The organism is Pseudomonas sp. B1(2018) (genome assembly GCF_003097365.1).
Lineage (GTDB): Bacteria > Pseudomonadota > Gammaproteobacteria > Pseudomonadales > Pseudomonadaceae > Aquipseudomonas > Aquipseudomonas laurylsulfatiphila.
In genome coordinates this window covers 12,973-36,594 of the sequence record NZ_PYUK01000008.1, presented here as the reverse complement: position 1 = coordinate 36,594, position 23,622 = coordinate 12,973, and the positions used below count along the sequence as shown (strand labels likewise).

22 protein-coding genes are annotated in these 23,622 nt (G+C 61.3%); 11 read left to right on the top strand and 11 right to left on the bottom strand.

Annotated elements, in window-relative coordinates; genetic code table 11:
* The first annotated feature begins 122 nt into the window (after nucleotides 1–122).
* Nucleotides 123–1,019 (top strand): helix-turn-helix domain-containing protein, encoded by an 897-nt coding sequence (locus C9422_RS14270; RefSeq protein WP_116581093.1) that lies wholly within the window; start codon nucleotides 123–125, stop codon nucleotides 1,017–1,019.
* 9 nt (nucleotides 1,020–1,028) lie between these two features.
* On the opposite strand, the gene C9422_RS32220 is transcribed toward C9422_RS14270, so the two are convergent.
* Together C9422_RS32220 and C9422_RS14260 are read right to left on the bottom strand one after the other, a co-directional pair.
* Nucleotides 1,029–1,205, bottom strand: coding sequence for a hypothetical protein (locus C9422_RS32220; RefSeq protein ID WP_007986083.1), 177 nt, complete (start codon nucleotides 1,203–1,205; stop codon nucleotides 1,029–1,031).
* Nucleotides 1,206–1,354: 149 nt separating this feature from the next.
* Nucleotides 1,355–2,260, bottom strand: coding sequence for a LysR family transcriptional regulator (locus C9422_RS14260; protein ID WP_218279149.1), 906 nt, complete (start codon nucleotides 2,258–2,260; stop codon nucleotides 1,355–1,357).
* A gap of 105 nt (nucleotides 2,261–2,365) precedes the next feature.
* On the opposite strand from C9422_RS14260, the gene C9422_RS14255 reads away from it, so the two are divergent.
* A complete protein-coding gene (locus C9422_RS14255; RefSeq protein ID WP_116581090.1) occupies nucleotides 2,366–3,250 on the top strand; it encodes an MBL fold metallo-hydrolase in 885 nt (294 codons plus the stop codon).
* A 194-nt stretch (nucleotides 3,251–3,444) separates the two neighbouring features.
* On the top strand, nucleotides 3,445–4,059 hold the full coding sequence (locus C9422_RS14245; RefSeq protein WP_116581089.1) for an NAD(P)-dependent oxidoreductase: 615 nt from the start codon (nucleotides 3,445–3,447) through the stop codon (nucleotides 4,057–4,059).
* A 107-nt stretch (nucleotides 4,060–4,166) separates the two neighbouring features.
* Here C9422_RS14245 and C9422_RS14240 read toward each other — a convergent pair whose 3' ends face one another.
* Nucleotides 4,167–5,048 (bottom strand): LysR substrate-binding domain-containing protein, encoded by an 882-nt coding sequence (locus tag C9422_RS14240; protein WP_007978506.1) that lies wholly within the window; start codon nucleotides 5,046–5,048, stop codon nucleotides 4,167–4,169.
* 159 nt (nucleotides 5,049–5,207) lie between these two features.
* Here C9422_RS14240 and C9422_RS14235 point away from each other — a divergent pair, with 159 nt between their 5' ends.
* The 6 genes from C9422_RS14235 to C9422_RS14210 all read left to right on the top strand — a co-directional run bounded on the left by C9422_RS14235 (nucleotide 5,208) and on the right by C9422_RS14210 (nucleotide 12,725).
* Entirely contained in the window at nucleotides 5,208–6,845 is a 1,638-nt protein-coding gene (locus C9422_RS14235; RefSeq protein ID WP_116581088.1) for a 5-guanidino-2-oxopentanoate decarboxylase, read from the top strand.
* Nucleotides 6,842–8,290, top strand: coding sequence for an aldehyde dehydrogenase family protein (locus C9422_RS14230; RefSeq protein ID WP_116581087.1), 1,449 nt, complete (start codon nucleotides 6,842–6,844; stop codon nucleotides 8,288–8,290). Before C9422_RS14235 ends, C9422_RS14230 begins: the two co-directional genes overlap by 4 nt.
* A gap of 297 nt (nucleotides 8,291–8,587) precedes the next feature.
* On the top strand, nucleotides 8,588–9,691 hold the full coding sequence (locus tag C9422_RS14225) for an ABC transporter substrate-binding protein (RefSeq protein WP_104449254.1): 1,104 nt from the start codon (nucleotides 8,588–8,590) through the stop codon (nucleotides 9,689–9,691).
* 206 nt (nucleotides 9,692–9,897) lie between these two features.
* Complete coding sequence (locus C9422_RS14220) at nucleotides 9,898–10,806, top strand: ABC transporter permease (RefSeq protein WP_007978497.1); 909 nt, start codon at nucleotides 9,898–9,900, stop codon at nucleotides 10,804–10,806.
* Complete coding sequence (locus C9422_RS14215; RefSeq protein ID WP_007986104.1) at nucleotides 10,803–11,651, top strand: ABC transporter permease; 849 nt, start codon at nucleotides 10,803–10,805, stop codon at nucleotides 11,649–11,651. The genes C9422_RS14220 and C9422_RS14215 overlap by 4 nt, the downstream gene beginning before the upstream one ends.
* A gap of 18 nt (nucleotides 11,652–11,669) precedes the next feature.
* Nucleotides 11,670–12,725: an ABC transporter ATP-binding protein gene (locus C9422_RS14210; protein WP_095965427.1), complete on the top strand. Its 1,056-nt coding sequence runs from the start codon at nucleotides 11,670–11,672 to the stop codon at nucleotides 12,723–12,725.
* Between the two features lie 130 nt (nucleotides 12,726–12,855).
* Here C9422_RS14210 and C9422_RS14205 read toward each other — a convergent pair whose 3' ends face one another.
* Nucleotides 12,856–13,785, bottom strand: coding sequence for an AraC family transcriptional regulator (locus tag C9422_RS14205; RefSeq protein ID WP_007978490.1), 930 nt, complete (start codon nucleotides 13,783–13,785; stop codon nucleotides 12,856–12,858).
* A gap of 362 nt (nucleotides 13,786–14,147) precedes the next feature.
* Here C9422_RS14205 and C9422_RS14200 point away from each other — a divergent pair, with 362 nt between their 5' ends.
* Nucleotides 14,148–14,501 (top strand): putative quinol monooxygenase, encoded by a 354-nt coding sequence (locus C9422_RS14200; protein ID WP_116581086.1) that lies wholly within the window; start codon nucleotides 14,148–14,150, stop codon nucleotides 14,499–14,501.
* Nucleotides 14,502–14,542: 41 nt separating this feature from the next.
* The gene (locus C9422_RS14195; protein ID WP_102698409.1) at nucleotides 14,543–14,773 is read left to right on the top strand and encodes a hypothetical protein; all 231 of its coding nucleotides are present in this window, start codon (nucleotides 14,543–14,545) and stop codon (nucleotides 14,771–14,773) included.
* On the opposite strand, the gene C9422_RS14190 is transcribed toward C9422_RS14195, so the two are convergent.
* The 7 genes from C9422_RS14190 to C9422_RS14160 all read right to left on the bottom strand — a co-directional run bounded on the left by C9422_RS14190 (nucleotide 14,774) and on the right by C9422_RS14160 (nucleotide 23,352).
* The gene (locus C9422_RS14190) at nucleotides 14,774–15,403 is read right to left on the bottom strand and encodes a flavin reductase family protein (RefSeq protein WP_116581085.1); all 630 of its coding nucleotides are present in this window, start codon (nucleotides 15,401–15,403) and stop codon (nucleotides 14,774–14,776) included.
* 268 nt (nucleotides 15,404–15,671) lie between these two features.
* Nucleotides 15,672–15,905 carry a hypothetical protein gene (locus C9422_RS14185; protein WP_116581084.1) on the bottom strand — a complete coding sequence of 78 codons (234 nt, stop codon included), beginning with the start codon at nucleotides 15,903–15,905 and terminating at the stop codon, nucleotides 15,672–15,674.
* Between the two features lie 223 nt (nucleotides 15,906–16,128).
* Complete coding sequence (locus C9422_RS14180) at nucleotides 16,129–17,448, bottom strand: MFS transporter (protein WP_116581083.1); 1,320 nt, start codon at nucleotides 17,446–17,448, stop codon at nucleotides 16,129–16,131.
* Nucleotides 17,449–17,873: 425 nt separating this feature from the next.
* Nucleotides 17,874–19,208, bottom strand: a complete 1,335-nt coding sequence (locus tag C9422_RS14175) for a sigma-54 dependent transcriptional regulator (protein WP_116581082.1) — start codon at nucleotides 19,206–19,208, stop codon at nucleotides 17,874–17,876.
* A complete protein-coding gene (locus C9422_RS14170; RefSeq protein WP_116581081.1) occupies nucleotides 19,202–20,968 on the bottom strand; it encodes an ATP-binding protein in 1,767 nt (588 codons plus the stop codon). Before C9422_RS14170 ends, C9422_RS14175 begins: the two co-directional genes overlap by 7 nt.
* Before the next feature lie 478 nt (nucleotides 20,969–21,446).
* Nucleotides 21,447–21,665, bottom strand: a complete 219-nt coding sequence (locus C9422_RS14165) for a hypothetical protein (protein WP_007978473.1) — start codon at nucleotides 21,663–21,665, stop codon at nucleotides 21,447–21,449.
* 163 nt (nucleotides 21,666–21,828) lie between these two features.
* Nucleotides 21,829–23,352: a fumarate hydratase gene (locus C9422_RS14160; RefSeq protein WP_116581080.1), complete on the bottom strand. Its 1,524-nt coding sequence runs from the start codon at nucleotides 23,350–23,352 to the stop codon at nucleotides 21,829–21,831.
* Nucleotides 23,353–23,622 lie beyond the last annotated feature (270 nt).

Here is a 23,622-nt window from a genome sequence, read left to right as displayed (position 1 = left end):
GTGCTTGCATTTTTCCCTTGCGAGTCTGTCAATTGAAGGTGAAAACTGAGCCGAAAGCTGTACATTCTGCCAATCGGTGCGATTATCGCCCGCCATCAAACTCCGAGGCCTGGATTGAAGTGATGAACAAGCCTGACCTGCCTTCGATTCCGGTGTTCAAGCTCTACGGTGAAAGCCTGGATTGGCCGACCCCGGACTTGCTGCACTGTGAGACCATTTCCAAACGCAGCCGCGAACATCATTGGGAAATCAAACCCCACCGCCACGCTGATTTATGCCAACTGCTCTTCGTATTCAAAGGTCAGGCAGAGCTTGAAATCGAAGGCAAACGTACGCAACTGGTGGAACCGGGAATCCAGATCCTGCCACCGCTGTCGGTGCATGGCTTTCGCTTTTCCGAAGACGTGGAAGGCTTTGTCGTGACCCTGGCCGCGCCGCTGATCGCCCATCTGCAGATGCAGTTGGGCCACTCGGTCAATGCCCTGGCCCAGGCCGAAAGTTACCCGGCAGGCACGGACGCCGAGTACCTCAACAGCCTTTTCAGTGCCTTGCAGAGTGAATACAACAGCCATCAACCGGCGCGGGAAATGCTCATGCATTCGCTGGTCAGCGTGATCGTGGTGTGGGTCAGCCGCCAGGTGATCCAGCGTCGCACCGCCATGGCGCGACCGCAGCGGGCCCGGGAATACCTCAACGGCTTTATTCAACTGGTGGAAGAGACTTATCGCCAGCACGTCAAGGTCGAGGATCTGGCGCACCGGTTGGGGATTTCCGTGTCGCACCTCAACGGCACCTGCCGTGAGCTGGCGGGGCAACCGGCGTTGCAGATCATGCACGAGCGGCAATTGCTGGAGGCCAAGCGCTTGCTGACCTACACCAGCATGACCATTTATGAAATGTCCGACGTGTTGGGGTTTTCCGATCCGACCAACTTCACGCGCCTGTTCCGGCGTCGTGTGGGGATTTCGCCCAAGGCCTTCCGCGACCGCTTGAAGGCCGATCAGGACAACGAAGCCTGACCCCCTTCGTTACCGGAGGGCGTTGAGGGTAGCGTTGTGGGGAATGCAGCGCTCGAAATTGCAGCTCGCGTATTCACGGGGCAGGTTGCGCAGTTGCTCGACGCGCCAGGCGGCAGCGCCATACAGCCCGAGTGTGACCGCGCAGGTGATGAAGATCGCGAGGTATCTTCTTGTTCTGATGTTCATGGCGTTGACCTCTGAACGAATACCTTTCGGTATTACATTGAGCATAGGTCAGTGTGTAGGAGCTGCCAAAGGCTGCGATCTTTTGATCTTGCTTTTAAAAGATCAAGATCAAAAGATCGCAGCCTTTGGCAGCTCCTACACGGGCGGGGTTACAGGCCGATGTCCCATTCCGGCTCCTGTGGAAATCTGAGCACCAGAAAATCCAGCAAGCTGCGCAGCGCCGCCGGCATGTGCTTGCGCGAGGCATACACCGCATACACGTTCATTTGCCGGGGTTCGGCCGCCGGCAGCAGACGAATCAATTCGCCGCTGTGAATGTGCACGCCGGCCTGGTAGGTGGGCAGCATCGCCACCCCGGCGCCGGCGATCGTGGCGCGCAACAGCGTGCTGGCCTCGTTGGCGCTGATGTTGCCCTGCACCGGTACTGAAACCTGCTCGCCGTCCTGCTCGAAATGCCAGAGGCTTTTGCCGAAGTAGGAGTGGGTCAGGCAGTTGTGCAGGCTCAGGTCCTCGACCCGTTGCGGCGCCGGATGTTCGCGCAAGTAGGCCGGGGAAGCGCAGATCACCGAACGGCAAACCGTCAGGCGGCGGGCGATGAGGTTCGGGTCCAGGTCGTTGCTGGTGCGGATCGCCAGGTCGATGCGCTCGTCCACCAGGTTCACGGTGCGATCGAGCATCTGCATGTCGACGCTGACGCCGGGGTAGCGCTTGACGTACGCGGCCATGGCATCGGCCAGTTGCGCCTGGCCGAACGAGGTGCTGACGCTGATCCGCAGCAGGCCGCGCGGTGCATCATCCGGTTCGCTGACGGCGGCTTGCATGTCGCTGGACAAGTCGAGCATCTGCCGGCAGCGGGGCAGGATTTCGTTGCCGGCGGCGGTCAGGCTCAACTTGCGTGTGGTGCGGTGCATCAGACGCGCGCCGACCCAATCTTCCAGTTCCGCCAGATACCGCGACACCACCGGCCGTGACAGCTCCAGGTGATCGGCGGCGGCCGACTGGCTGCCGAGGTCGACCACCGTGACGAACACACGCATTGCTTGAAGACGATCCATGATTTGCCCGCTTTCAGAAACAAACTATGTTCAAGCATCGCATTTTTTGTACCGAGTCAGGCAACTAAGCTCTGTTCCATCACCAAACAAGGCACGGAGCAACAAATGATCGGTTTCACCACCCTCAAGCGCGTTTTACTGGCCAGTGCCGCCTTCGGTTTCGCCGCCCATGCAGCCGCCTCGACCCTGACGCTGGATGTCTACAACCCTGGCGAAAAAGCCATCTTCCCGGTGACTTCGGTGCTGGTCAGCGGCGAAAAGGAAGCGATTCTGGTGGATGCCCAATTCGGCAAATCCCAGGCCGAGCAGGTGGTGGAAAAAATCCGCGCCAGCGGCAAGCAACTGACCACCATCTACATCAGTCACGGCGACCCGGACTACTACTTCGGCCTCGACACCCTGACGGCCGCGTTCCCCAAGGCCAAGGTCCTGGCCTCGCAGCCGACCGTCGACCACATCAAGCAAACCGTCGACGGCAAACTGGCCTTCTGGGGGCCGAAAATGGGCGCCGATGTGCCGGCCAAAACCATCGTGCCGGACGTGCTCAAGGGCGACAGCCTGATCCTCGAAGGGCAGAAGTTGCAGGTGCTTGGACTTGAGGGGCCGCAACCGGATCGCAGCTTTGTGTGGATTCCGTCGATCAAGGCGGTCGTCGGTGGTGTCGTGGTGGCGCAAAACATCCATGTGTGGATGGCTGACACGCAAACGCCGCAGTCCCATGCCGATTGGTTGGCTACGCTGCATTCCATTGAAACCCTGAAACCGCAGGTCGTGGTGCCGGGTCATTACCTTGGCGAGAGCGGTCGCTCCCTGGCTGCCGTGCAGTTCACCGCCGCTTACATCAAGGCCTTCGACGAAGAAACCGTCAAGGCCAGGGACGCTGCTGAACTGATTGCGGCAATGAAGAAACGCTTCCCGGCACTGGGCGATGAAAGCTCCCTGGAACTGAGCGCCAAAGTCGCCAAGGGCGAGATGAAGTGGGGTGAATAAATTTAAGGGTTAATGGGAGTTACTGTGGCGAGGGAGCTTGCTCCCGCTGGAGTGCGAAGCACTCCCCCGCATCCCTTCAGGCTCTCCATAGACACAGGTTTTACGACTGCTGCGCAGCCGAGCGGGAGCAAGCTCCCTCGCCACAAAAGCTCCTATGCAACATACCGATACTTTCAAGCCAACTGGAGTACCTCATGAGCAACATCGCAATCATCGGTGCCACCGGTCGTGCCGGTAGCCAACTGCTGGAAGAAGCCCTGCGTCGCGGTCACAGCGTTACCGCGATCGCCCGCAACACGGCGAAAATCGGCCAGCGTGCCGGAGTGGTCACGCGCGACATCGACGCTTTGGATGCCAATGCTTTGCAAGCAGCCATCGAAGGGCATGACGCAGTCATCAGCGCCGCACATTTCGCAACGCTACCTGCCAGCGCCGTCATCGGGCCGGTGAAGCAGGCCGGGGTCAAACGCTTGCTGGTAGTGGGTGGCGCCGGGTCGCTCTTGTTGCCCGATGGCACTCGGGTGATCGATAGCGAGGGTTTCCCTGAGGCTTACAAGGCAGAGGCCAGCGCCGGTGCCGAGTTCCTCGCAAACTTGCGTGAAGAGTGGGATCTGGACTGGACCTTCCTGTCGCCTTCGGCCGAATTTGTCGAAGGCGAGCGCACCGGGACATTCCGCCTCGGCCAGGATAATTTGTTGGTGAGCAGCGAAGGGCGTAGCTGGATAACCTTTGCCGATTATGCGATTGCGATGCTCGACGAAGTCGAAGCGCCAAAGCATTCACGACAGCGCTTTACAGTCGGCTACTGACACCGCAACCCCTGTAGGAGCTGCCGAAGGCTGCGATCTTTTGATTTTGCTTTTTTAAAAACAAGATCAAAAGATCGCAGCCTGCGGCAGCTCCTACAGGTGGCGGTTCAGCGAGACTGCGCCTGCTCCACCAGCCACCCCATCAATTCACGCAACTTCGGCGAAGGTCCGGGTTTTTCGGGGAATACCAGGTAATACGCCAGTCCTGTTGTGACCTTCAATTCGAATGGCATGACCAGTCGTCCGGCATTCAGGTCATCGCCGATCAGCGACCAGTCGCCAATCGCCACCCCCGTTCCCTGGGACGCCATCGACATCGCCAGGTCCAGTGTTTCGAAATGCTGGCCCTTGCCGACATTGGTCAAATTCACATCCGCGGCCTTCAACCAGGCCTTCCAGTCCCGTTCATCGCGGGTCGGGTGCAGCAGCAGGTGTTGTTGCAGATCGGCAGGTGTCTGCAGGGGCATGGGGCCTTCGAGCATCGGTCTGGAACACACCGGCGTGAGTTGCTCGTCGAAGAGTTTTTGCGACATCAATGAATTGTCCGGCGGTGCGCCGTACATCACCGCCGCATCGAACTGCTCGAGATGAAAATCCACGCCGTGCTTGACTGTGGTGGTCAGTTCCACCGGCACGTCCGGGCGTTCCCTTTGCCATTGCAGCAGGCGCGGCAGCAACCAGCGCATGACGCAGGTCGGTGCCTTGAGTTGCAGGGTTTCGCGCTTCTCGCCGATCTGCTCCACGGCCTCGTCGATCAGGCCGAAAATCTGCTGCACCCGTGGCAGCCACTCCCGTCCTTCGGCGGTCAGGTCCAGGCCTCGGGCCTGGCGGATGAACAGCTCATAACCCAGGTGATCTTCCAGCCCGGCGATCTGCCGGCTGACCGCGCCCTGGGTGATGTGCAGTTGTTCGGCAGCCCGGGTGAAATTGCAGCACTGCGCGGTAATCAGAAAAGTGTGCAGCGCCGGCAGGGGAGGCAGTCGTTTCATTGGGATCCAAGGTATGACGTGAGGACATGGCTAGTATGACTTTTTATCCATTGTTGCGGCTACGTGTCGCCCGTTCCAATGAGGCCATTCCCGGGCCTGCCAATCCATCATAAACACAGCGCATGCCCGGCGTCTCAAACGAACAAAAAGGGCAAAGACATGGCGACGTGCGGCGAAGTATTGGTCAAGTTACTCGAAAACTACGGAGTCGAGCAGGTGTTCGGCATTCCGGGGGTTCATACCGTGGAGCTGTATCGCGGGCTGGCCCGTTCGAGCATCAACCACGTGACGCCTCGCCATGAGCAGGGCGCCGGCTTCATGGCCGACGGCTACGCCCGCACCAGCGGCAAACCGGGCGTGTGCTTCATCATCACAGGCCCTGGCATGACCAATATCACCACCGCCATGGGCCAGGCCTACGCCGATTCGATCCCGATGCTGGTGATCTCCAGCGTGCAATCGCGCAGCCAGTTGGGCGGCGGTCGCGGCAAGCTGCATGAACTGCCGAACCAGGGCGCACTGTGCGCCGGTGTCGCGGCGTTCTCCCACACCCTGATGTCGGCTTCGGAATTACCGGTTGTGCTGGCTCGCGCCTTTGCGCTGTTCCAGGCAGGCCGTCCGCGTCCGGTGCACATTGAAATTCCATTGGACGTGTTGGTCGAAGACGCTGACGAGCTGCTCAGCAGCCTGCCGGTCAACATCGACCGCGCCGGTGCTTCGCCGAGTGCCGTGTCGCGCATGACCGAATTGCTGGCCAACGCCAAGCGTCCGCTGATTCTCGCTGGTGGCGGTGCCATCGACGCGGCGCCCGAGCTGACCGAACTGGCCGAACTGCTGGACGCACCGGTCGCACTGACCATCAATGCCAAGGGCATGCTCGCCTCCGGCCACCCGTTGCTGATCGGCTCGACCCAGAGCCTGGTCGCCACCCGTGCGCTGGTCGCCGAGGCCGACGTGGTCCTGGCCATCGGCACCGAACTGGCCGAGACCGACTACGACGTGACCTTCGCCGGTGGCTTCGAAATTCCTGGCAAGTTGCTGCGCGTGGACATCGACCCGGACCAGACCGTGCGCAACTATCCGCCGCACGTGGCGCTGGTGGCCGACTCGCGCAACGCTGCCCAGGCTTTGCTCAGCGCCTTGTCGCACAAATCCCTGGCCGAGCGCCGCAACGATTGGGGCCAGGTACGGGCCGCCCGTCTGCGTGAAGACCTGTCCGCGACCTGGGACGCACCGACCCTGGCCCAGACCCGTTTCCTCGAAACTGTCCTGCACGAACTGCCGGACGCGGTGTTCGTCGGTGATTCGACCCAACCGGTCTACACCGGCAACCTGACGTTCAACCCGGAGCGCCCGCGTCGCTGGTTCAACTCGTCCACCGGTTACGGCACCCTCGGTTACGCCTTGCCGGCGGCGATTGGCGCCTGGCTTGGCGGCAGCACTGAAAGCGGCAGCCGCCCACCCGTGGTATGCCTGATCGGTGACGGCGGCCTGCAGTTCACCCTGCCGGAACTGGCCAGCGCCGTTGAAGCGCGCACTCCGGTCATCGTGCTGCTGTGGAATAACCAGGGCTACGAAGAGATCAAGAAATACATGGTCAACCGTGCCATCGAGCCGGTCGGCGTGGACATCTACACCCCGGACTTCATCGGTGTGGCCAAGGCCTTGGGTTGCGCGGCCGAAGCCGTCAGCAGTGTCGAGCAATTGCGCGGCGCATTGCGTGTGGCCCACGATCGCCAGGGCCCGACCCTGATTGAAATCGACCAGACCGAGTGGATGAAGGCGGTGTCGAAATGACTTTCCCGACTACCCTGGATGGCCTGTACATCAATGGCCAATGGTCGGCCGGCAATGAACACCTGCGCGTCATCAACCCGGCGACCGAGGCCCTGTTGACCACGGTCAATGGCGGCGATGAGCGTGCGGTTGATCAAGCGGTGAGCGCGGCGACCCAGGCGTTCGCCGGCTGGTCGAAAACCACCGGCGCCGAACGCGCTGCCATCCTGCGCAAAATCGCCGCGGGCGTGCAGACCAACCGTGAAAAACTGATGCACTTGCAGTCGAGCAACAACGGCAAGCCGCAATTCGAAGCCGCGATCGACGTCGATGACGTGATCGCCACGTTCGAGTATTACGCCGGTCTGGCCGAAGGGCTGGACGCCAAGCAGGACAACGCCATCGAACTGCCGAGCGACGACTTCAGTGCGCGCCTGCGCCGTGAGCCGTGCGGCGTAGTCGGCCTGATCGTGCCGTGGAACTTCCCGATGGTCACCACCGCCTGGAAACTCGCCCCAGCCCTGGCCGCCGGTTGCTGTGTGGTGCTCAAGCCTTCGGAAGTGACGCCGCTGCCAGAACTGGAGCTGGCAACGATCATCGCTGAGGCCGGCTTGCCGGCAGGCGTGTTCAACCTGGTGTGTGGCACCGGCCTGGCTGTTGGCGCGCCATTGTCGGCGGATCCGCGTATCGCGAAAATTTCCTTCACAGGCAGTAATGCCGTTGGTGTGCAGGTCATGCAGCGGGCGGCGGAAACCGTCAAAGGCGTGAGCCTGGAACTGGGCGGCAAATCATCGCTGCTGGTGCTGGCCGATGCCGATCTCGACCTGGCGGTGGAAGTGGCTTGCGGCGGTGGTTTCTTCAACGCCGGGCAGATGTGCTCCGCCACCAGCCGCGTGCTGGTCGCCGATGAACTGGCCGATGAATTCCTCAGCCGCGTGAAGGCCCGTGCCGAAGCGATTCGCGTGGCCGACCCGTTCGACCCGAACGTGGAAATGGGCGCGCTGGTCAATCAGGCGCAATACCAGCGTGTCCTGGGTCACATCGATCGTGGTTTGAGCGCTGGCGCCAAACTGGTTTGCGGTGGCAATCGCCCGGCGGACCTGCCGCGCGGATATTTTTTGCAGCCGACGGTTTTCACCGAAGTGCCCCTCGACAGTGCGCTGTGGTGTGAAGAGATTTTCGGCCCGGTGATCTGCGTGCGCAGTTTCGCCTCTGAAGCCGAGGCGATTGCCCTGGCCAACGACAGCCAGTTCGGCCTGGTCGCCAGTGTGGTCACGCGCAATGCCGAGGCAGCCGACCGCGTCGCCAACGCTTTGCAGGCGGGGCTTGTGTGGATCAACGCACCGCAGGTGATCTTCCCGCAGACCGCCTGGGGCGGCTACAAGCAGAGCAGCATCGGCCGCGAATTGGGGCCCTGGGGCTTGCAGGCTTTCCAGGAAATCAAACACGTGATCCGGGCCGTCTGACACCGATCACTGTGTAGGAGCGAGCCTGCTCGCGATGGACGTCAACGATGACGTGGGGCGCCTGAATGTACGCGGCGCCAGTGCACCCATCGCGAGCAAGCTCGCTCCTACATGAGGCATGCACTGGCGTCATGGCTTCAATGAATTTTTATCGATAGTCAGGTGTTTTACACAACCTCAGGATGAACTCACTGGTTCAGCCAACCCCCCGAAAATAGAGGGGCCAACGCTAATCCAGTCGCGCGGATGCAACAGTTTCGACCTGCCTTATACCTACAAAAACAAAGGGAGTCCGTAATGGGCGAGCATGATCTGAACAGACGTCAATTTATCAAGACTGTGGGCGTAGCCTCGGTTGCAGCAGCGGCCATGAGCATGCCGTTCATCAAGGCCAATGCCAGCGACACACGTTTTGCCGGCAAGACCCTGCGTTTGCTGACCTGGTCCGATGACACCGGCCTGGCTGCACTGCGCAACATCGCCGCGACTTTCGAAGACAAGTACGGCTGCAAGGTCATCGCTGACCGCACCGGCAGTACCTCGGAAATGGTCGCCAAACTCAAGGCCGGCGGTGATCGTCCTCAGTACGACATCATCACCCTGGCAGGCGTTGGCGCCGAAGGTCTGGCCGCCGCCAACCTGCTGGAAAAACCCGACCTCAACCGCATTCCCAACCTGGTCGATGTACCGGAGAAGTACCGCACCGGCGCCAATGGCCACGGTATCGGTTACCTGCTGTGGTGCAACAGCCTGGTCTACAGCACCCGCACCCAGAAAGAAGCTCCGACCAGCTATGCGGCCCTGTGGGACCCGGAACTGGCCCCGAACATCTTCCTGCCGCCGCCGAACTGGACCGAGGCCATGGACCTGATCATCATCGCCGCCAAACTGGCCGGTGGTGACGAGCACAACATTGAACCGGGCTTCAAGAAACTCGCCGAGCTGAAAGATCGTGTGGTGACCCTGGGTGAAAACCCGAACCAGATCGCCGAACTGTTCCGCACCGGCTCCCTGGACATGGGTGGCCTGTACGCACCGGCGTTCTTCCCGAAACAGATCCGCGATCCGAACTACGGTCTGGGCGCGACCTTTGGCATGAAGGAAGGTTTCTACACCGACCTGATGCTGTCGGTGATGCCGAAGAACCGTCCGGGCGATACCGACATGGCCTATGCCTTCATCAACCACTCCCTGGACCCATTGGTGCAGGGCAAGATGGCTGAAGACATTTACAACGGCCCGGTCAACGCCAAGGCGATCATCTCCGCCGAAGCGCGCAAGAGCCCATACATCCTCACGCCGGAGCAGATTGCCGAGAAGGCGATCATGCACGACAACGCCTTCCTGGCGACTGTGCATGACCAATGGATTCGTCGTTACACGGAAATCTTTTCTTCCTGATCTGAATAGCGGGGAGGTTCTTCGAACCTCATCGCGGCACAGGTCTGAAGGTTGACCGGATACCCCTGTAGGAGCTGCCGAAGGCTGCGATCTTTTGATCTTGATCTTTGAAAATCAAAAGATCGCAGCCTTCGGCAGCTCCTACAGGGACCGGCTACCACACCCGCATTCCTGCGCTTGATCTTCCATTGACGAGACCCTTTGCTATGGAACACCAACCTCTGACCCATCCGGTGAGTGCCGCCCCCGTGCGCGCTGCTCGGGGTGTTTCGCCAACGACGCGCGCCTGGTTTTTCCTCACGCCGTCGATGCTGTTTCTTGGCGTACTGATTGCCGCGAGCCTCTTGGTACTGCGCATGAGCGTGGGCACCAAAGGCGCGGAATGGTCCGGGTTCAGCCTGGCCAGCTACGCCCAGTTGCTGGAACCCTATTATCTCAAGTCGCTGATGCTGACCCTGCGCCTGGCGCTGATCAGCGCGGTGATCGCAGTGATTCTGGCGATCCCGGTGGCCTACACCATGTCGCGCCTGACCTCGCCATTCGTGCGACGGATCTTCCTGGCGGCGGTGTTGCTGCCGTTGCTGGTCAACCTGCTGCTGCAAAGCTACGGCTGGCTGGTGATCCTCGGCCCAGGCGGCATGCTCAACCAGACCCTGATGGGCCTGGGCCTGATCAAGCGCCCGATCATGCTGTTGTACAACCAGAACGGCGTGTTGATGGGCCTGGTGCAAACCGCCTTCCCGCTGGCTGTGTTGCCGATCGCCAGCGCCATGCGCGGCGTCGCCCGCAGCTACGAAGAAGCCGCTGCCACCCTCGGCGCCAGCCGCTTCCAGGTGTTCCGCCAGGTGGTCTTGCCGATGAGTCTGCCGGGGATCATTACCGGTGCGACCCTGGTGTTCGCCTACAACGCCAGCAGTTTCGTGGTGCCCTTGTTGCTCGGTGGCCGGCGCGTGCCGATGCTGGCGGTGATGGTGCATGACCAGATCGCCCCCTTGATGAACTGGCCCGCCGCGTCCGCTGCCGGTGTGGTGCTGATCGTCACCACCCTCGCGATCATGACCTTGTCCGAATACATCACTGGCCGTCGTCGGCGCATGCTGGAGGCTTCCCAATGAGCACCCTGACCAAGAAACGTTATGGGCTGTTGCCCGGCGAGACCGGCAAGTTCGCCGGCATCCTTTCCGGCTTCATCCTGCTGCTGGCGGTGCTGCCGATCCTGACCATGATCGTCATGTCGTTCAGCGGCGCGTCGAACCTCGACTTCCCGCCGAGCAGCTACAGCCTGCAATGGTACAAGGCCGCCTGGCATACCTTCGTGTCGCCGGACGCCAGCGATGTGCTGAGCCTGGGCAAAGCCATGACCACCAGCCTGATGGTGTCCTGCCTGACCATGGTGTTCGCGACCATCATCGCCGTACCGGCGGCGTATGCCCTGACCCGTTGCGAGTTCCGTGGCAAGGCCGTGGCCCTGCAACTGATGTCGTTGCCACTGGTGTTCCCGATGGTGGTATTGGGGCTGGCGTTGCTGCTGGTGTTCGACAGCCTGCCATTCCAGATGACCACCTCACGCCTGGTGATTGCCCACGTGATCCTGGCGCTGCCATTCGTGGTGAAGAACTGCACGGCCGCGATGCTCTCCATCGGCAGCGAAGTCGAGGAGGCCGCGCAGATGCTCGGCGCCTCACCGTTGCGGGCGATTGTCGATGTGGTGGTGCCGTTGATGAAGTCGGGGATCCTGGCGGGCATGCTGCTGGCGTTCATCGTCTCGTTCAACGAATTCACCGTGACCTATTTCCTCTACACCATCGATGTGATGACCGTGCCGATCTGGATGTACAGCCGCACCGTGTCCTCGCTCGACCCAACCGTATTTTCGTTCGCCGTGCTGATCGTGCTGATCGACTTCGTCCTGATCTGGGCGCTGGAGAAGCTGGTTGGTGAAGGTGGCGTTTCGTTCTGATTTCTTGAGGTACTTCAAATGTCTGGTCTGATTCTGGAAAACGTCGAGAAACATTACGGCTCGGCCTGCGCGGTAACCGATGTGAACCTGCACTTGCCCGAGGGCAAACTGGTGTGTTTCCTCGGCCCTTCGGGCTGTGGCAAAACCACGCTGCTGCGCATGATTGCCGGCCTTGAAACCCTGACCGGCGGCGAGATCCGCCTGGACGGTGAAGACATCGGCCACACCCCGGCGCACCTGCGCAACTTCGGCATGGTGTTCCAGTCCCTGGCGCTGTTCCCGCACATGACCGTGGGCGAGAACATCGCCTATCCGCTGAAACTGCGCGGAGTCAGCAAGGCTGACCAGCAGGCGCGGGTGGTGGAGTTGCTGGAACTGATCCAGTTGCAAGCGATGATCGATCGTCCGGTGGCCAAGCTCTCCGGCGGACAACGCCAGCGTGTGGCGATTGCCCGGGCGATTGCCAACCACCCGAAAATCCTCCTGCTCGACGAACCGTTGTCGGCGCTGGACGCCAAGCTGCGCGAGTCGATGCAGGTGGAAATCCGTCAACTGCAACAGCGCCTGAACATCACCACCATCATGGTGACCCACGACCAGCGTGAAGCCATGACCATGGCCGATATCGTGGTCGTGCTGGGTGAGCATCGGGTGCAGCAGGTCGGCACGCCGATTGAAATCTACCGGCACCCGGCCAACGAGTTCGTCGCGGACTTCATCGGTTCGGGCAACATCTTCCCGGCCACGGCGCTGGGCAACGGCAAGGTCAGCCTGCCGGGTGGCGATGCGCTGCAAGTGCCGATCTGCACGAGCGTTGCGGCAGGGGAAAAGGTGAAGATGCTGATTCGTCCGGAAGACCTGCAACTGTCGGCGCCGCAGGCGACGGCGGGCAACCGCTTGCTGGGCAAGGTGACCTTCGTGCGCGATATCGGCGCGACCATCGAGACCACGGTCGAGTGTTCCGGGGTGTCGTTTACCGCGCTGAGCACGCCGTGCCAGGGCTTTGGCCTGAGCGTCGGTCACCCGGTGTCGGTGACCTTGCCGGCGGAGGCTTGCCGGGTACTTGGGGCCTGATCCCGGTTTGATGCTGTTTGTACTGGCCTCATCGCGAGCAAGCTCGCTCCCACATTGGACGGTGTACGCTGGACCCTGTGGGAGCGAGCTTGCTCGCGATGAGGCCAGTACTGCTTGCAAAGAAACAAGTTCAGACTGACAACCGCAACCGCGCCAGATCCCGCAACGGCGGCGCCCCGAACAACCGGCTGTATTCCCGGCTGAACTGCGACGGACTTTCATACCCTACGCGATACCCCGCCGCCGAAGCTTCCAGCCCTTCGGCCAGCATCAACCGTCGTGCTTCCTGCAGGCGCAACTGCTTCTGATACTGTAACGGACTCATCGCCGTCATCGCCTTGAAGCGGTGATGCAGGGTCGACACGCTCAGGTTCACTTCCTTCGCCAGATCATCGATGCGCAACGGCTGTTCGAAATTGCCATTGAGCCATTTGATCGCCTGACTGACGCGATGGCTCTGACTGTTGGCGATGGCGATTTCGTACAGTCGATGCCCCTGTTTGCTGCGCAACAGTCGATAGAGGATCTCCCGGCGAATCAGCGGCGCGAGCATGGCGATGTCTTTCGGCGTGTCCAGTAGCCGTGCCAGGCGCAGCACGGCATCCAGCATGGCCGTGTCGAGCCGCTCGACATACAGCCCGCGCCCGGTCGGCCGGGAGGGCACGCCGAGGGGGCCGGCGTCGGCGATCAGCGCGGTGATTTCCGCCGGATCGATGTCCAGGCGCAGGGCCAGGATCGGTTCTTCGGCCGAGACATCCACCACCCGTCCACTGAGCGGCATCGAGACCGAGACCACCAGGTAGTTCAACGGGTCGTAGTTAAAGTACTCGTTGGCCAACTGAACTTCCTTGCGCCCCTGGGCCATGATGCACAGTGCCGGTTGCGCCAGCACCGGGGCAAACTCGTGGGACTGGCTGTGGCGGGACATGAACAGCGAGCCGATGGCCGTGGCATAACTGCCATCTTCGGCGGTGTTGCGGCGGATGATCGCCGCCAGTTCCGCGCGCTGCTTTTCCATGTCGGTGTCCAGCGGGGCTTGAAAGTGATCGAGCGACGTCATGCGCGGCATCCTCGGCAGGCATGGAGGGAATGGAGCAGAGCATAAGTTTGTGCAAGTGGCAGCGGTAGACACATCCTGCCGGATGCTTGCCTGATTCTGCCTGGGGTGACTTCCAGCCAGCGCATCACAGGCAGTGCCTGCCCCCCACCACCCCCTGTAGGAGCTGCCGAAGGCTGCGATCTTTTGATTTTGTTTTCAAGATCAAAAGATCGCAGCCTTCGGCAGCTCCTACAGGAAGTTTCGCAGGATCGTGCAATGCACCGGCAGGAATCGACTAACGGCACCCGGGCCGTGGCCCTTAACCTTTGATCCTGTCGCAGCCCGTCCCACGGCTGCCACGCGACTCCCCGGGAGGGTTGAACATGTCCAAGCAGATCCCCGTCAGTCATATGGCCTTCGTTCGGGCGCGCGCCGGGCGCTCGGCGGAACTCGGTGTGCGCCTCAGCGCCCTGATCGAACCGTCCCGCACAGCGCCAGGCTGCCTGAGCTTCGCCTTGCAGCATTCGCAGTGCGATCCGGAACTGTGGCTGGTGTCCGGTTTCTGGAGCGATCAGCAGGCCATGACCGCCTACTTCAGCACGCCGGCGATGGAGATTTTTGCCGAGCTGGTGCAGGAACTGGTGGTCAACAGTCTGGATTTCCACACCTTCAAGGAGGTGTCGGCGGCGCAGGCCCTCGGTCAGTCCGGACTGACGGTACACAAACTGGCCGGTTGAGGGTTTAATGACGGCATTCTCAACCAGCCAGGATTCGCGACATGGCACGTAAAGCCTTTGATCACTTCGAAGCTGTTTCCGCTGTAGTACCGGGCGAGGGCGGCTACCACGCCGCTATCGCCGTCAAAGCGCTGGGTGGTGCCGGCGCCCCGCGGTTTCACAAAGTGCTGGAAGGCCAGACCTTCAAGACGGCCCACGAGGCCGATGATGCGGCCGCCAGGGAGCTGACCCGCCTCAAGGACGTCAAGGAAAACACCGACCTGCTCTGGTGATCACTTCACCGCCCCCGGGCGGTACATCTTGAACAGCGCCTCAGGCCCCAGCTGGAAATAATCCGCCGGCCCGCCGCCGCGCAGAATCGGTTCTGCCGCGGCGGTGTCGTATACCCCGTCCTTCAACAGCCATTTGGCGATATGCACGGCGACCACTTCGCCGAGGATCAGCCAGCTCGGCACCACATTGCCGTCCGCCCGCTGCAACTGGATGATCTGCGTTACCTTGCACTCGAAGGACACCGGGCTTTCGGCCACCCGTGGCACCTGAATGACCTTCGAGGCAACGGTCGTCAGGCCGGCCAGTTCGAACTCGTTGACCTCAGGCCTGACCATGGCGCTGCACTGGTTCATCTGCTCGGCCAGTGGACGGGTGGCCAGGTTCCAGGCGAATTCGCCGGTCTGTTCGATGTTGTTCAGGCTGTCTTTGCGTCCGACGCTGGAAAAACCAATGATCGGCGGGATGTAGTTGAAAGCGTTGAAGAAGCTGTAGGGCGCCAGGTTCAAGCGGCCCTCGGCATCCTGTGAAGAGATCCAGCCGATGGGGCGCGGGCCGACGATGGCGTTGAACGGATCGTGGGGCAGGCCGTGGCCGTTGGCGGGTTCGTAGAAGTGGATGTCGTCGGGCATTGGGTGGGATTTCCAGAGCTTTCGGGGAGACGTGCATGGTGCAAGCACGCGCCGCAGATTTCCAGTCGGTTTCAGTACCTGAAATGATGAGGTCCAATGTGGGAGCGAGCTTGCTCGCGATTGCGGACCGACATTCAGCATAAATGTTGACTGAATAGTCATCGCGAGCAAGCTCGCTCCCACAGGTTTTATGTGAATGCCAGACTTTGTGTTCCCCCCAAAAAAGACTAAGCCCGGCCGAAGCCGGGCTGTGAGTTTCCCTCCACATTCAGCCGATAGCTTCTGCGCTGCCGGTTTTGTCGAAGCCGTCGGCGGCGATAGCGTCCGCGCTGCCGGTTTTATCGAAACCATCGGCGGCATAGGTGCCCGAATGGGCGTGTTCGATGGCCGCGCTGGTGCCGGAGCCGTAGGAGGCCGAACCGGTCTTGTCGTAGCCGTCGGCTGCAAAGGCATTGGCAGCCAGCACGGAAAGGGTCAGGGCAAGGATCAATCGGGTTTTCATGGCAGGTACTCCAGGTACGTTCGCTATGGGTACGTTCAGGCACTCCTTCGAGGCCTGTAACGGATATACGTGCGTCCTGTCGATCTGGATGCACTCAGCTGCAGGCTGCTGCCGGTGCATTAACCGATGATTATCCTGGTGGAGGGGGAGACGAATGGTGCCCTTCGCGAACCCGTTCGCGAAGGGCCTGGTGCTCACCGTTGCAGTGAGCGCCGGTCAGCGATCAGTCGGTGACGATCCGCGAATGTTTGCGGGTGTCTTTCATGGTGATGTACACCAGCAACGACACGGCAATACAGGCGGTTACGTACCAGTAGTAACCCGTCTCCATGCCGATGCTCTTGAACCACAGTGCGATGTATTCAGCGGTGCCGCCGAAGATCGAGACGGTCAGTGCATACGGCAGGCCCACGCCCAGGGCGCGGATTTCGGTCGGGAACAGTTCGGCTTTCACCACGGCGTTGATCGAGGTGTAGCCGCTGACGATGATCAGCGCCGCCATGATCAGGAAGAACGCACCCCACCAGGTCGTGATGGTGTGCAGGGTAGTCAGGATCGGTACGGTGAACAGGGTGCCCAGGATGCCGAAGGCAATCAGGATCGGCCGGCGACCGATTTTATCCGACAGCCCGCCGACGATCGGTTGCAGGCACATGAACAGGAACAGCGTGGCGGCGGAAATGGTGGTGGAGTCGGAAATGCTCATGCCGACGGTGTTCACCAGGTATTTCTGCATGTACGTGGTGTAGGTGTAGAACGCCAGGGTACCGCCCATGGTCAGGCCGACCACGGTCATCAGTTCCTTGGGGTGACGCATCAAGGTGCGCATCGCGCTTTCCTTGGCCTTTTCCTTCTTGGTGAAGGACTCGGTCTCTTCCATGCCGCGACGCAGGTACAACGCCACCACGGCACACAGCGCGCCGATGGCGAACGGGATGCGCCAGCCCCAGGCGTACAGCTCTTCGGTGGTCAGCAATTGTTGCAGCACGATCAGTACCGCCAGGGCGATGAGCTGGCCGGAGATCAGGGTCACGTACTGGAAGCTGGAGTAGAAGCCGCGACGTTCCTTGGTCGCCATTTCGCTGAGGTAGGTGGCGGAGGTGCCGTATTCGCCGCCCACCGACAGGCCTTGCAGCAAGCGTGCGAACACCAGCAGGATCGGCGCACCGATGCCGATGACTTCATAACTCGGGCTCAGGGCGATCAGCAGCGAACCGAAGCACATCAGGTACACCGAGGCCATCAGCGCCTTTTTGCGCCCGACCTTGTCGGCATACAGCCCCATCAGCCAGCCACCGATCGGACGCATCAGGAAGCCCACGGCGAAGATCGCGGCGGTGTTGAGCAGTTGGGCGGTGGTGTCGCCCTTGGGGAAGAACGTCTTGGCGAAGTACAGGGAGAAGGCGGCGTAGACGTACCAGTCGTACCACTCGACCATGTTGCCGACGGAGCCGCTGAAGATCGATTTGATGCGGCTGGACGTGGTTCTTTCTTTGGCCGGCGCGGCAGCCGACCCAAGCGGCAGGGAGTTGGAGTTATCCATTGAAGGATCCTTCATTTAATTGTTTTTGTGGAGCGCGGTTAAACGCAGCCTGCAGGGGCTATAGCAGGAGCTGTGCCAAGGGGGAGAGGGCCGGTTTAGAGGGGTGGTGGTGTTTTGGTGAGCGGAAATCCGCTTATCTGCGGGTGGTGGTGAGCGGAAAGTTGCTCATCTGGCGGTGTGTTTGTACTGACTTTGCCGGCCTCATCGCGAGCAAGCTCGCTCCCACAATGTTCGGCGTACACAGATCCACTGTGGGAGCGAGCTTGCTCGCGATGGGGCCAGGACAGTCACTGCAAACTCAGGTCTCTTGCAGGAACATCTCCCGGCTCAACCCATGCCGCTGCATCTCCCACAATGTTCGGCGTATACAGATCCACTGTGGGAGCGAGCTTGCTCGCGATGGGGCCAGGACAGTCACTGCAAACTCAGGTCTCTTGCAGGAACATCTCCCGGCTCAACCCATGCCGCTGCATCTTTTCATTGAAGGTCCGGCGTGGCAGTTGCAGCTCTTCAAGCACCGCCTTGACGTCACCCTTATGCCGGGTCAACGCCGCGCGCAGGCACTGTGCTTCAAAGGCTTCCTGCTGCGCCGCCAGTGACTGACCGGGCTCGATCCCTGCCGGTACAGGCTCACCAAGCCCCAACACCTGACGCTCGGCGACGTTCGCCAGTTCGCGCACATTGCCCGGCCAGTCGTGGCTCAGCAGGTGACTCAACTGCGCACCGCTCAGCGGTGGAAATTTACGTCCCAGCCGTTCAGCCGCGTTTTGCGCGAAGGATTCGAACAGCAACGGGATGTCTTCACGGCGTTCGCGCAAGGGCGGCAGGCGTAGTTCAGCGACGTTCAAGCGATAGGCCAGGTCTTCGCGAAAACGTCCGGCCCGCGCTTCGTCGAGCAGGTCCGGTTTGGTCGCGGCAATGATGCGCAAATCCACGCGAATGCTCTGGTTCGAACCCAAACGCTCAAGCTTCTGCTCTTGCAACACCCGCAGCAATTTCACCTGCTGGGCCAGCGGCATGCTTTCGATTTCATCGAGAAACAGCGTGCCACCGTCGGCGTATTCGAGTTTGCCGATGCGCTTGCCGGACGCCCCGGTGAACGCACCGCTCTCGTGACCGAACAGTTCGGCCTCGAACAGTTGCTCCGGGATGGCCGCGCAATTGAGTGCGACAAAGGGCTTGTCGGCTCGCGGCCCGAAGTCATGCAGGCAGCGTGCGACCAGCTCCTTGCCGCTACCGGTTTCCCCGCGAATCAGCACGTTCACCGGCAGGGCTGCCAGGTCCAGCACCTGCCGGCGCAGGGTCTGCAGGCCACGGGACACTCCGAGCAGCGTGGCATCGAGTTTGGCGCGGTTGTCTGCCTGCTCGTGCAGTGCGCGGTTTTCCAGCACCAGCCGGCGCTTGTCGAGGGCGCGGCGCAGGCTGCCGAGCAGGGTTTCCGGGCTGAAGGGCTTTTCGAGGAAATCGTAGGCGCCGTCGCGCATGGCCTCGACGGCCATCGGTACGTCGCCGTGGCCGGTCAGCAGGATCACCGGCAAATCGGCGTCCCGGCGTTGCACCTCGGCCAGCAGTTCCAGGCCGGTCATGCCGGGCATGCGCACATCGCTGAGAATCACCCCGGCAAAGTGCCTGGGCAATTGCGCCAGGCATTCATCGGCGCGGCTGAACAACTGCACCTCGAATCCCGACAGGCTCAACCATTGCTCGACGGCACTGCGGATGCTGCTTTCGTCGTCGACCACCATCACTAAGTTCAGCATGGTTCATGCACCTCCTGATCGATGGGCAAGGTCACGGTAAACACGGCACCTTTGTCATGATTGTCGGCACTCAAGCGCCCGCCGGATTCGTGAACGATGGCGAACGATACGGCCAAACCGATGCCCAGGCCATCGCCCACCGGTTTGGTGGTGAAGAACGGATCGAAGACCTTGGGCAGGTTCTCTTCGGCGATACCGCCACCGTTGTCGATCACGCTCAAGCGCCACAATTGTTCGTCGGCTTCGAGACGGATTTCCAGGCGTTTGCAGGGTTTGTCCTGCATCGCATCGAGGGCGTTGCGCAGCAGGTTGATCAGCACCTGTTCCAGGCGAATCGCATCGCCGCGCACCCAGGCCGGGCGGGTCAGGTGCAACACGGTGCTGACCTGTTCGTCGCGCAGGCGGGTGTCGAGCAGTTGCAGCGACTGGTCCACCACCGCCGCCAGGTCCAGGCGTTCGCGCAAGCCGCTGGGGCTTTTGCGGGCGAAGGTTTTCAGGTGGCCGGTGAGGGCGGCCATGCGTGTAAGCATTTCATCCACCGGTTTGAGCGCCTTGTAGGCGTCGTCGACCCGGCCGTGGTCGAGCAGCAGGCGCAAGGTCGCCAGCTGCATGCGCTGGGCGGTGAGCGGCTGGTTGATCTCATGGGCCAGGGCGGCGGACATCTGCCCCAGCGCCGCGAGTTTGGCCGACTGCACCAGGCCCTCCTGGGCGGTGCGCAGGTCGCGGGTACGCTCTTCCACCAGTCGTTCGAGTTCTTCACGACTGCGCTGGCGCAACTTGGCCAGGCGCCAGCGCTGATTGAGAAACAGCAGCAGGAACACCAGGGTCAGCCACAACCCGGCCGCAGCGAGGGCGGCATTGCGGCTGTCTTCGAAGGCGACTTGCGGGCGCCGCAGCAGATGCAGGGTCCAGCCCTCGGCAGTCAGCGGCAGGGATTCCCACAGGTAGTCCGCCTTGCCGTCCGGGCCATCGACCCGAGCCAGGTCACTGTTGTCGTCGAAACGCCGCAACGATTGAAACTCCAGCGGCGTCAGCGGCTGCTTGTCGTACTGGCGGGTGGCCTTGAGTTCGGCGTGATCGCTGTCGCTCAGCGGCTTGAGCAGGCGATAGCGCCAGCCCGGCTGGTTGGCGATGAAGATGATCCCGCGCGCGTCGCTGACCAGCAGCGTGTCGCTGCCCTGGCGCCACTCGCGTTCCAGCCCGGGAAATTCCAGTTTCACCACCATGGCGCCGAGGAACTGCCCGTCGTCATCGCTGACCGCGCTGGAGAGGAAGTAGCCGGGAATCCCGCTGGTCACGCCGACCGCGTAAAAACGCCCGGTACCCTGGGTGCGGGTCTGGTTGAAATAGGGACGGAAACCGTAGTTGTGGCCGACATAACTGCTGGGCAAACGCCAGTTGCTCGCCGCCACCGCGAGGCCGGTGCGATCGAGCAATTCCAGGGTCGAGGATTCGGCGGCGCCGTTGATCTTTTCCAGTTTGCGGTTCAACGCATCCTGCTGCCCGGGACTCACCGCCCCCTTGAGCGCCGAGCGCAACTCCGGGTCCAGCGCCAGCACGGCGGGCAGGGCGCGGTAACGTTCGATCAGGGTATGCAGCGACGTGGCATAAAGCGCCAGTTGCTGATTGGCTCGGGCGGCGTCTTCGACCATTGACTGGCGCACGGCGTGGCGCATGGCCAGGGTCGCGGCGATGGCGGCGCCGGCGATGATGAGCAAGGTGTAGAGCGTCAGGCGCAGGGATCTGGAGGTCGGGAGCATCGAACGTAAATCGGACAAAAGATAGGAGGCGCAAGATAGCATGCGGACTATCTTGCGCCAGATCTCATCTCACTGCTCCCGAGTGGATACCTTGAGCTTTCAACGATTTACGTTTCGTCTCATCTGTTCCAGTTCATCTGTCAGTTTCCCCAACGAAACTACCGAGCTCCCGGAGTTACTCAGATCATCATAGTTCAGGTGTGCTTCATGCATTCTGTTGGCTAGCCCGGTCTGGTCAGACGGTTGGTCACCAGTATCCTGATTGGCTCCACGGGTTCGCTAGAGGGTGAACCGGTGAAAACGCATGAGAGTTTCACGGAGAAACATTTCACATGCTCAGGGGAAGTTCGGCGGGTAAGTGGCTGCTTATGAGTCGCCTTTTACAGCGTTATCCCGAGAACATTCCCAAGCAGTTTCACTGCGAAACGCTTCGACTGACCAGCACTCACACATGTACCGCCCTCGAGAATGGCGCGTATCAAAATAACCCCGCTTGGATTTTCTGCTGCAGCAGCGCAGCGAGTTCACGGCAGGGGTATTGGGCTTGCAGCTCCCAGGCTTTACAGCCGAGTGCATGTTGAAAGGCTCCGGCGTCCATGAGGTCCTGAACGCTCCCGCACAACCGACAGCGCACCAGCGGGCCGTCGAGCGTCCAATGCTTATTCCAGGCTTCCAGCGGCAGGTAGGTAACGGACATTCAAAACTAGGCCTTTGGCGAGGCACGATAGGGGCTTCGTGCGCTTAAAACCACTCACTGAAAGTGATGGTAGGCCAGTCCCCGGGGGTTGGTGATTAGAAGGTAAAAAAAAACCGCGTTGTCATACAAACAGCGCGGTTTTTTTTAATCAGCGGTTAAGTGCTTACTGCACTTCCACCGCCAGGCTGTCACTGATCTTTTTCTGCCAGATGGCAGGACCTGTGATGTGTACGGACTCGCCCTTGCTGTCGACCGCTACGGTCACCGGCATGTCCTTGACCTCGAACTCGTAGATCGCTTCCATGCCCAGTTCGGCAAACGCCAGAACCTTGGACTTCTTGATCGCCTGGGCGACCAGGTAAGCGGCGCCGCCGACGGCCATCAGGTACACGGCCTTGCTGTCCTTGATCGCGTCGATCGCGGTCGGGCCGCGTTCGGACTTGCCGATCATGCCCAGCAAACCGGTCTGCTCAAGGATCTGACGGGTGAACTTGTCCATCCGCGTGGCGGTGGTAGGGCCTGCCGGGCCAACCACTTCGTCACCGACCGGATCGACCGGGCCGACGTAGTAGATGAAGCGACCCTTGAGGTCCACCGGCAGGGTTTCGCCCTTGTTCAGCATCTCGACCATGCGCTTGTGCGCAGCGTCGCGACCGGTGAGCATCTTGCCGTTGAGCAGGACGGTTTCGCCCGGCTTCCAGCTCTGCACGTCTTCCGGGGTCAGGGTGTCGAGGTTGACGCGACGGGCCGACGGCCCGGCTTCCCAGACGATTTCCGGGTAGGCGTCCAGCGGTGGCGCTTCCAGCGAGGCCGGGCCGGAACCGTCGAGCACGAAGTGCGCGTGACGGGTGGCGGCGCAGTTCGGGATCATGCACACCGGCAGCGAAGCGGCGTGGGTCGGGTAGTCCATGATCTTTACGTCGAGCACGGTGGTCAGGCCACCGAGGCCCTGGGCACCGATGCCCAACTGGTTGACCTTCTCGAACAGCTCCAGGCGCATTTCTTCGATGCGGTTCTGCGGGCCGCGAGCTTTCAGCTCGTGAATGTCGATGGATTCCATCAACACTTCCTTGGCCATGACGGCGGCTTTCTCGGCGGTGCCGCCGATACCGATGCCGAGCATGCCCGGTGGGCACCAGCCGGCGCCCATGGTCGGAACGGTCTTGAGCACCCAGTCGACGATCGAGTCGGACGGGTTGAGCATGGCCATCTTCGACTTGTTCTCGGAACCGCCGCCCTTGGCCGCCACGTCCACTTCCACGGTGTTACCCGGAACGATGGAGTAGTGGATGACGGCCGGGGTGTTGTCCTTGGTGTTCTTGCGAGCACCCGCCGGGTCGGCGAGGATCGAAGCACGCAGGACGTTTTCCGGCAGGTTGTAGGCGCGACGCACGCCTTCGTTGATCATGTCGTCCAGGCCCATGGTGGCGCCATCCCAGCGCACGTCCATGCCGACACGGACAAACACGGTGACGATGCCGGTGTCCTGGCAGATCGGGCGGTGGCCGGTGGCGCACATGCGCGAGTTGATCAGGATCTGCGCCATGGAGTCACGGGCCGCTGGCGATTCTTCGCGCAGGTAGGCTTCGTGCATCGCCTGGATGAAATCCACGGGGTGGTAGTAGGAAATGAACTGCAGGGCGTCGGCAACGCTCTGAATCAGGTCGTCTTGCTTGATCACGGTCATGAGTCGCGCTCCTCTAAAAGACGGGAACATTCTGTGGGGCAGCTGCCAGCCATAAGCGACAAGCGGCAAGCTGAAGCAATACGTGTACTGCTTTGAACTTGTCGCTTGAAGCTTGAGGCTTGAAGCTGACCCTCAAGGTCACAAGGCACGCCGGGCATGCTGGCGCGACGCTAAAAAGGCGCGGCAGTATACCGCGCCTCGGTTCCGTAAACACCCGCCGGTGGTCAAACCTTGGTCTCATTGTCGCACCCGGTCCCTGTAGGAGCTGCC

What these genes read in the sequence shown, in the direction of transcription:
- C9422_RS14270 (WP_116581093.1), top strand. Translation starts at nt 123, where the DNA reads ATGAACAAGCCTGACCTGCCTTCGATTCCGGTGTTCAAGCTCTACGGT.
- C9422_RS32220 (WP_007986083.1), bottom strand. Translation starts at nt 1,205, where the DNA reads ATGAACATCAGAACAAGAAGATACCTCGCGATCTTCATCACCTGCGCG.
- C9422_RS14260 (WP_218279149.1), bottom strand. Translation starts at nt 2,260, where the DNA reads ATGGATCGTCTTCAAGCAATGCGTGTGTTCGTCACGGTGGTCGACCTC.
- C9422_RS14255 (WP_116581090.1), top strand. Translation starts at nt 2,366, where the DNA reads ATGATCGGTTTCACCACCCTCAAGCGCGTTTTACTGGCCAGTGCCGCC.
- C9422_RS14245 (WP_116581089.1), top strand. Translation starts at nt 3,445, where the DNA reads ATGAGCAACATCGCAATCATCGGTGCCACCGGTCGTGCCGGTAGCCAA.
- C9422_RS14240 (WP_007978506.1), bottom strand. Translation starts at nt 5,048, where the DNA reads ATGAAACGACTGCCTCCCCTGCCGGCGCTGCACACTTTTCTGATTACC.
- C9422_RS14235 (WP_116581088.1), top strand. Translation starts at nt 5,208, where the DNA reads ATGGCGACGTGCGGCGAAGTATTGGTCAAGTTACTCGAAAACTACGGA.
- C9422_RS14230 (WP_116581087.1), top strand. Translation starts at nt 6,842, where the DNA reads ATGACTTTCCCGACTACCCTGGATGGCCTGTACATCAATGGCCAATGG.
- C9422_RS14225 (WP_104449254.1), top strand. Translation starts at nt 8,588, where the DNA reads ATGGGCGAGCATGATCTGAACAGACGTCAATTTATCAAGACTGTGGGC.
- C9422_RS14220 (WP_007978497.1), top strand. Translation starts at nt 9,898, where the DNA reads ATGGAACACCAACCTCTGACCCATCCGGTGAGTGCCGCCCCCGTGCGC.
- C9422_RS14215 (WP_007986104.1), top strand. Translation starts at nt 10,803, where the DNA reads ATGAGCACCCTGACCAAGAAACGTTATGGGCTGTTGCCCGGCGAGACC.
- C9422_RS14210 (WP_095965427.1), top strand. Translation starts at nt 11,670, where the DNA reads ATGTCTGGTCTGATTCTGGAAAACGTCGAGAAACATTACGGCTCGGCC.
- C9422_RS14205 (WP_007978490.1), bottom strand. Translation starts at nt 13,785, where the DNA reads ATGACGTCGCTCGATCACTTTCAAGCCCCGCTGGACACCGACATGGAA.
- C9422_RS14200 (WP_116581086.1), top strand. Translation starts at nt 14,148, where the DNA reads ATGTCCAAGCAGATCCCCGTCAGTCATATGGCCTTCGTTCGGGCGCGC.
- C9422_RS14195 (WP_102698409.1), top strand. Translation starts at nt 14,543, where the DNA reads ATGGCACGTAAAGCCTTTGATCACTTCGAAGCTGTTTCCGCTGTAGTA.
- C9422_RS14190 (WP_116581085.1), bottom strand. Translation starts at nt 15,403, where the DNA reads ATGCCCGACGACATCCACTTCTACGAACCCGCCAACGGCCACGGCCTG.
- C9422_RS14185 (WP_116581084.1), bottom strand. Translation starts at nt 15,905, where the DNA reads ATGAAAACCCGATTGATCCTTGCCCTGACCCTTTCCGTGCTGGCTGCC.
- C9422_RS14180 (WP_116581083.1), bottom strand. Translation starts at nt 17,448, where the DNA reads ATGGATAACTCCAACTCCCTGCCGCTTGGGTCGGCTGCCGCGCCGGCC.
- C9422_RS14175 (WP_116581082.1), bottom strand. Translation starts at nt 19,208, where the DNA reads ATGCTGAACTTAGTGATGGTGGTCGACGACGAAAGCAGCATCCGCAGT.
- C9422_RS14170 (WP_116581081.1), bottom strand. Translation starts at nt 20,968, where the DNA reads ATGCTCCCGACCTCCAGATCCCTGCGCCTGACGCTCTACACCTTGCTC.
- C9422_RS14165 (WP_007978473.1), bottom strand. Translation starts at nt 21,665, where the DNA reads ATGTCCGTTACCTACCTGCCGCTGGAAGCCTGGAATAAGCATTGGACG.
- C9422_RS14160 (WP_116581080.1), bottom strand. Translation starts at nt 23,352, where the DNA reads ATGACCGTGATCAAGCAAGACGACCTGATTCAGAGCGTTGCCGACGCC.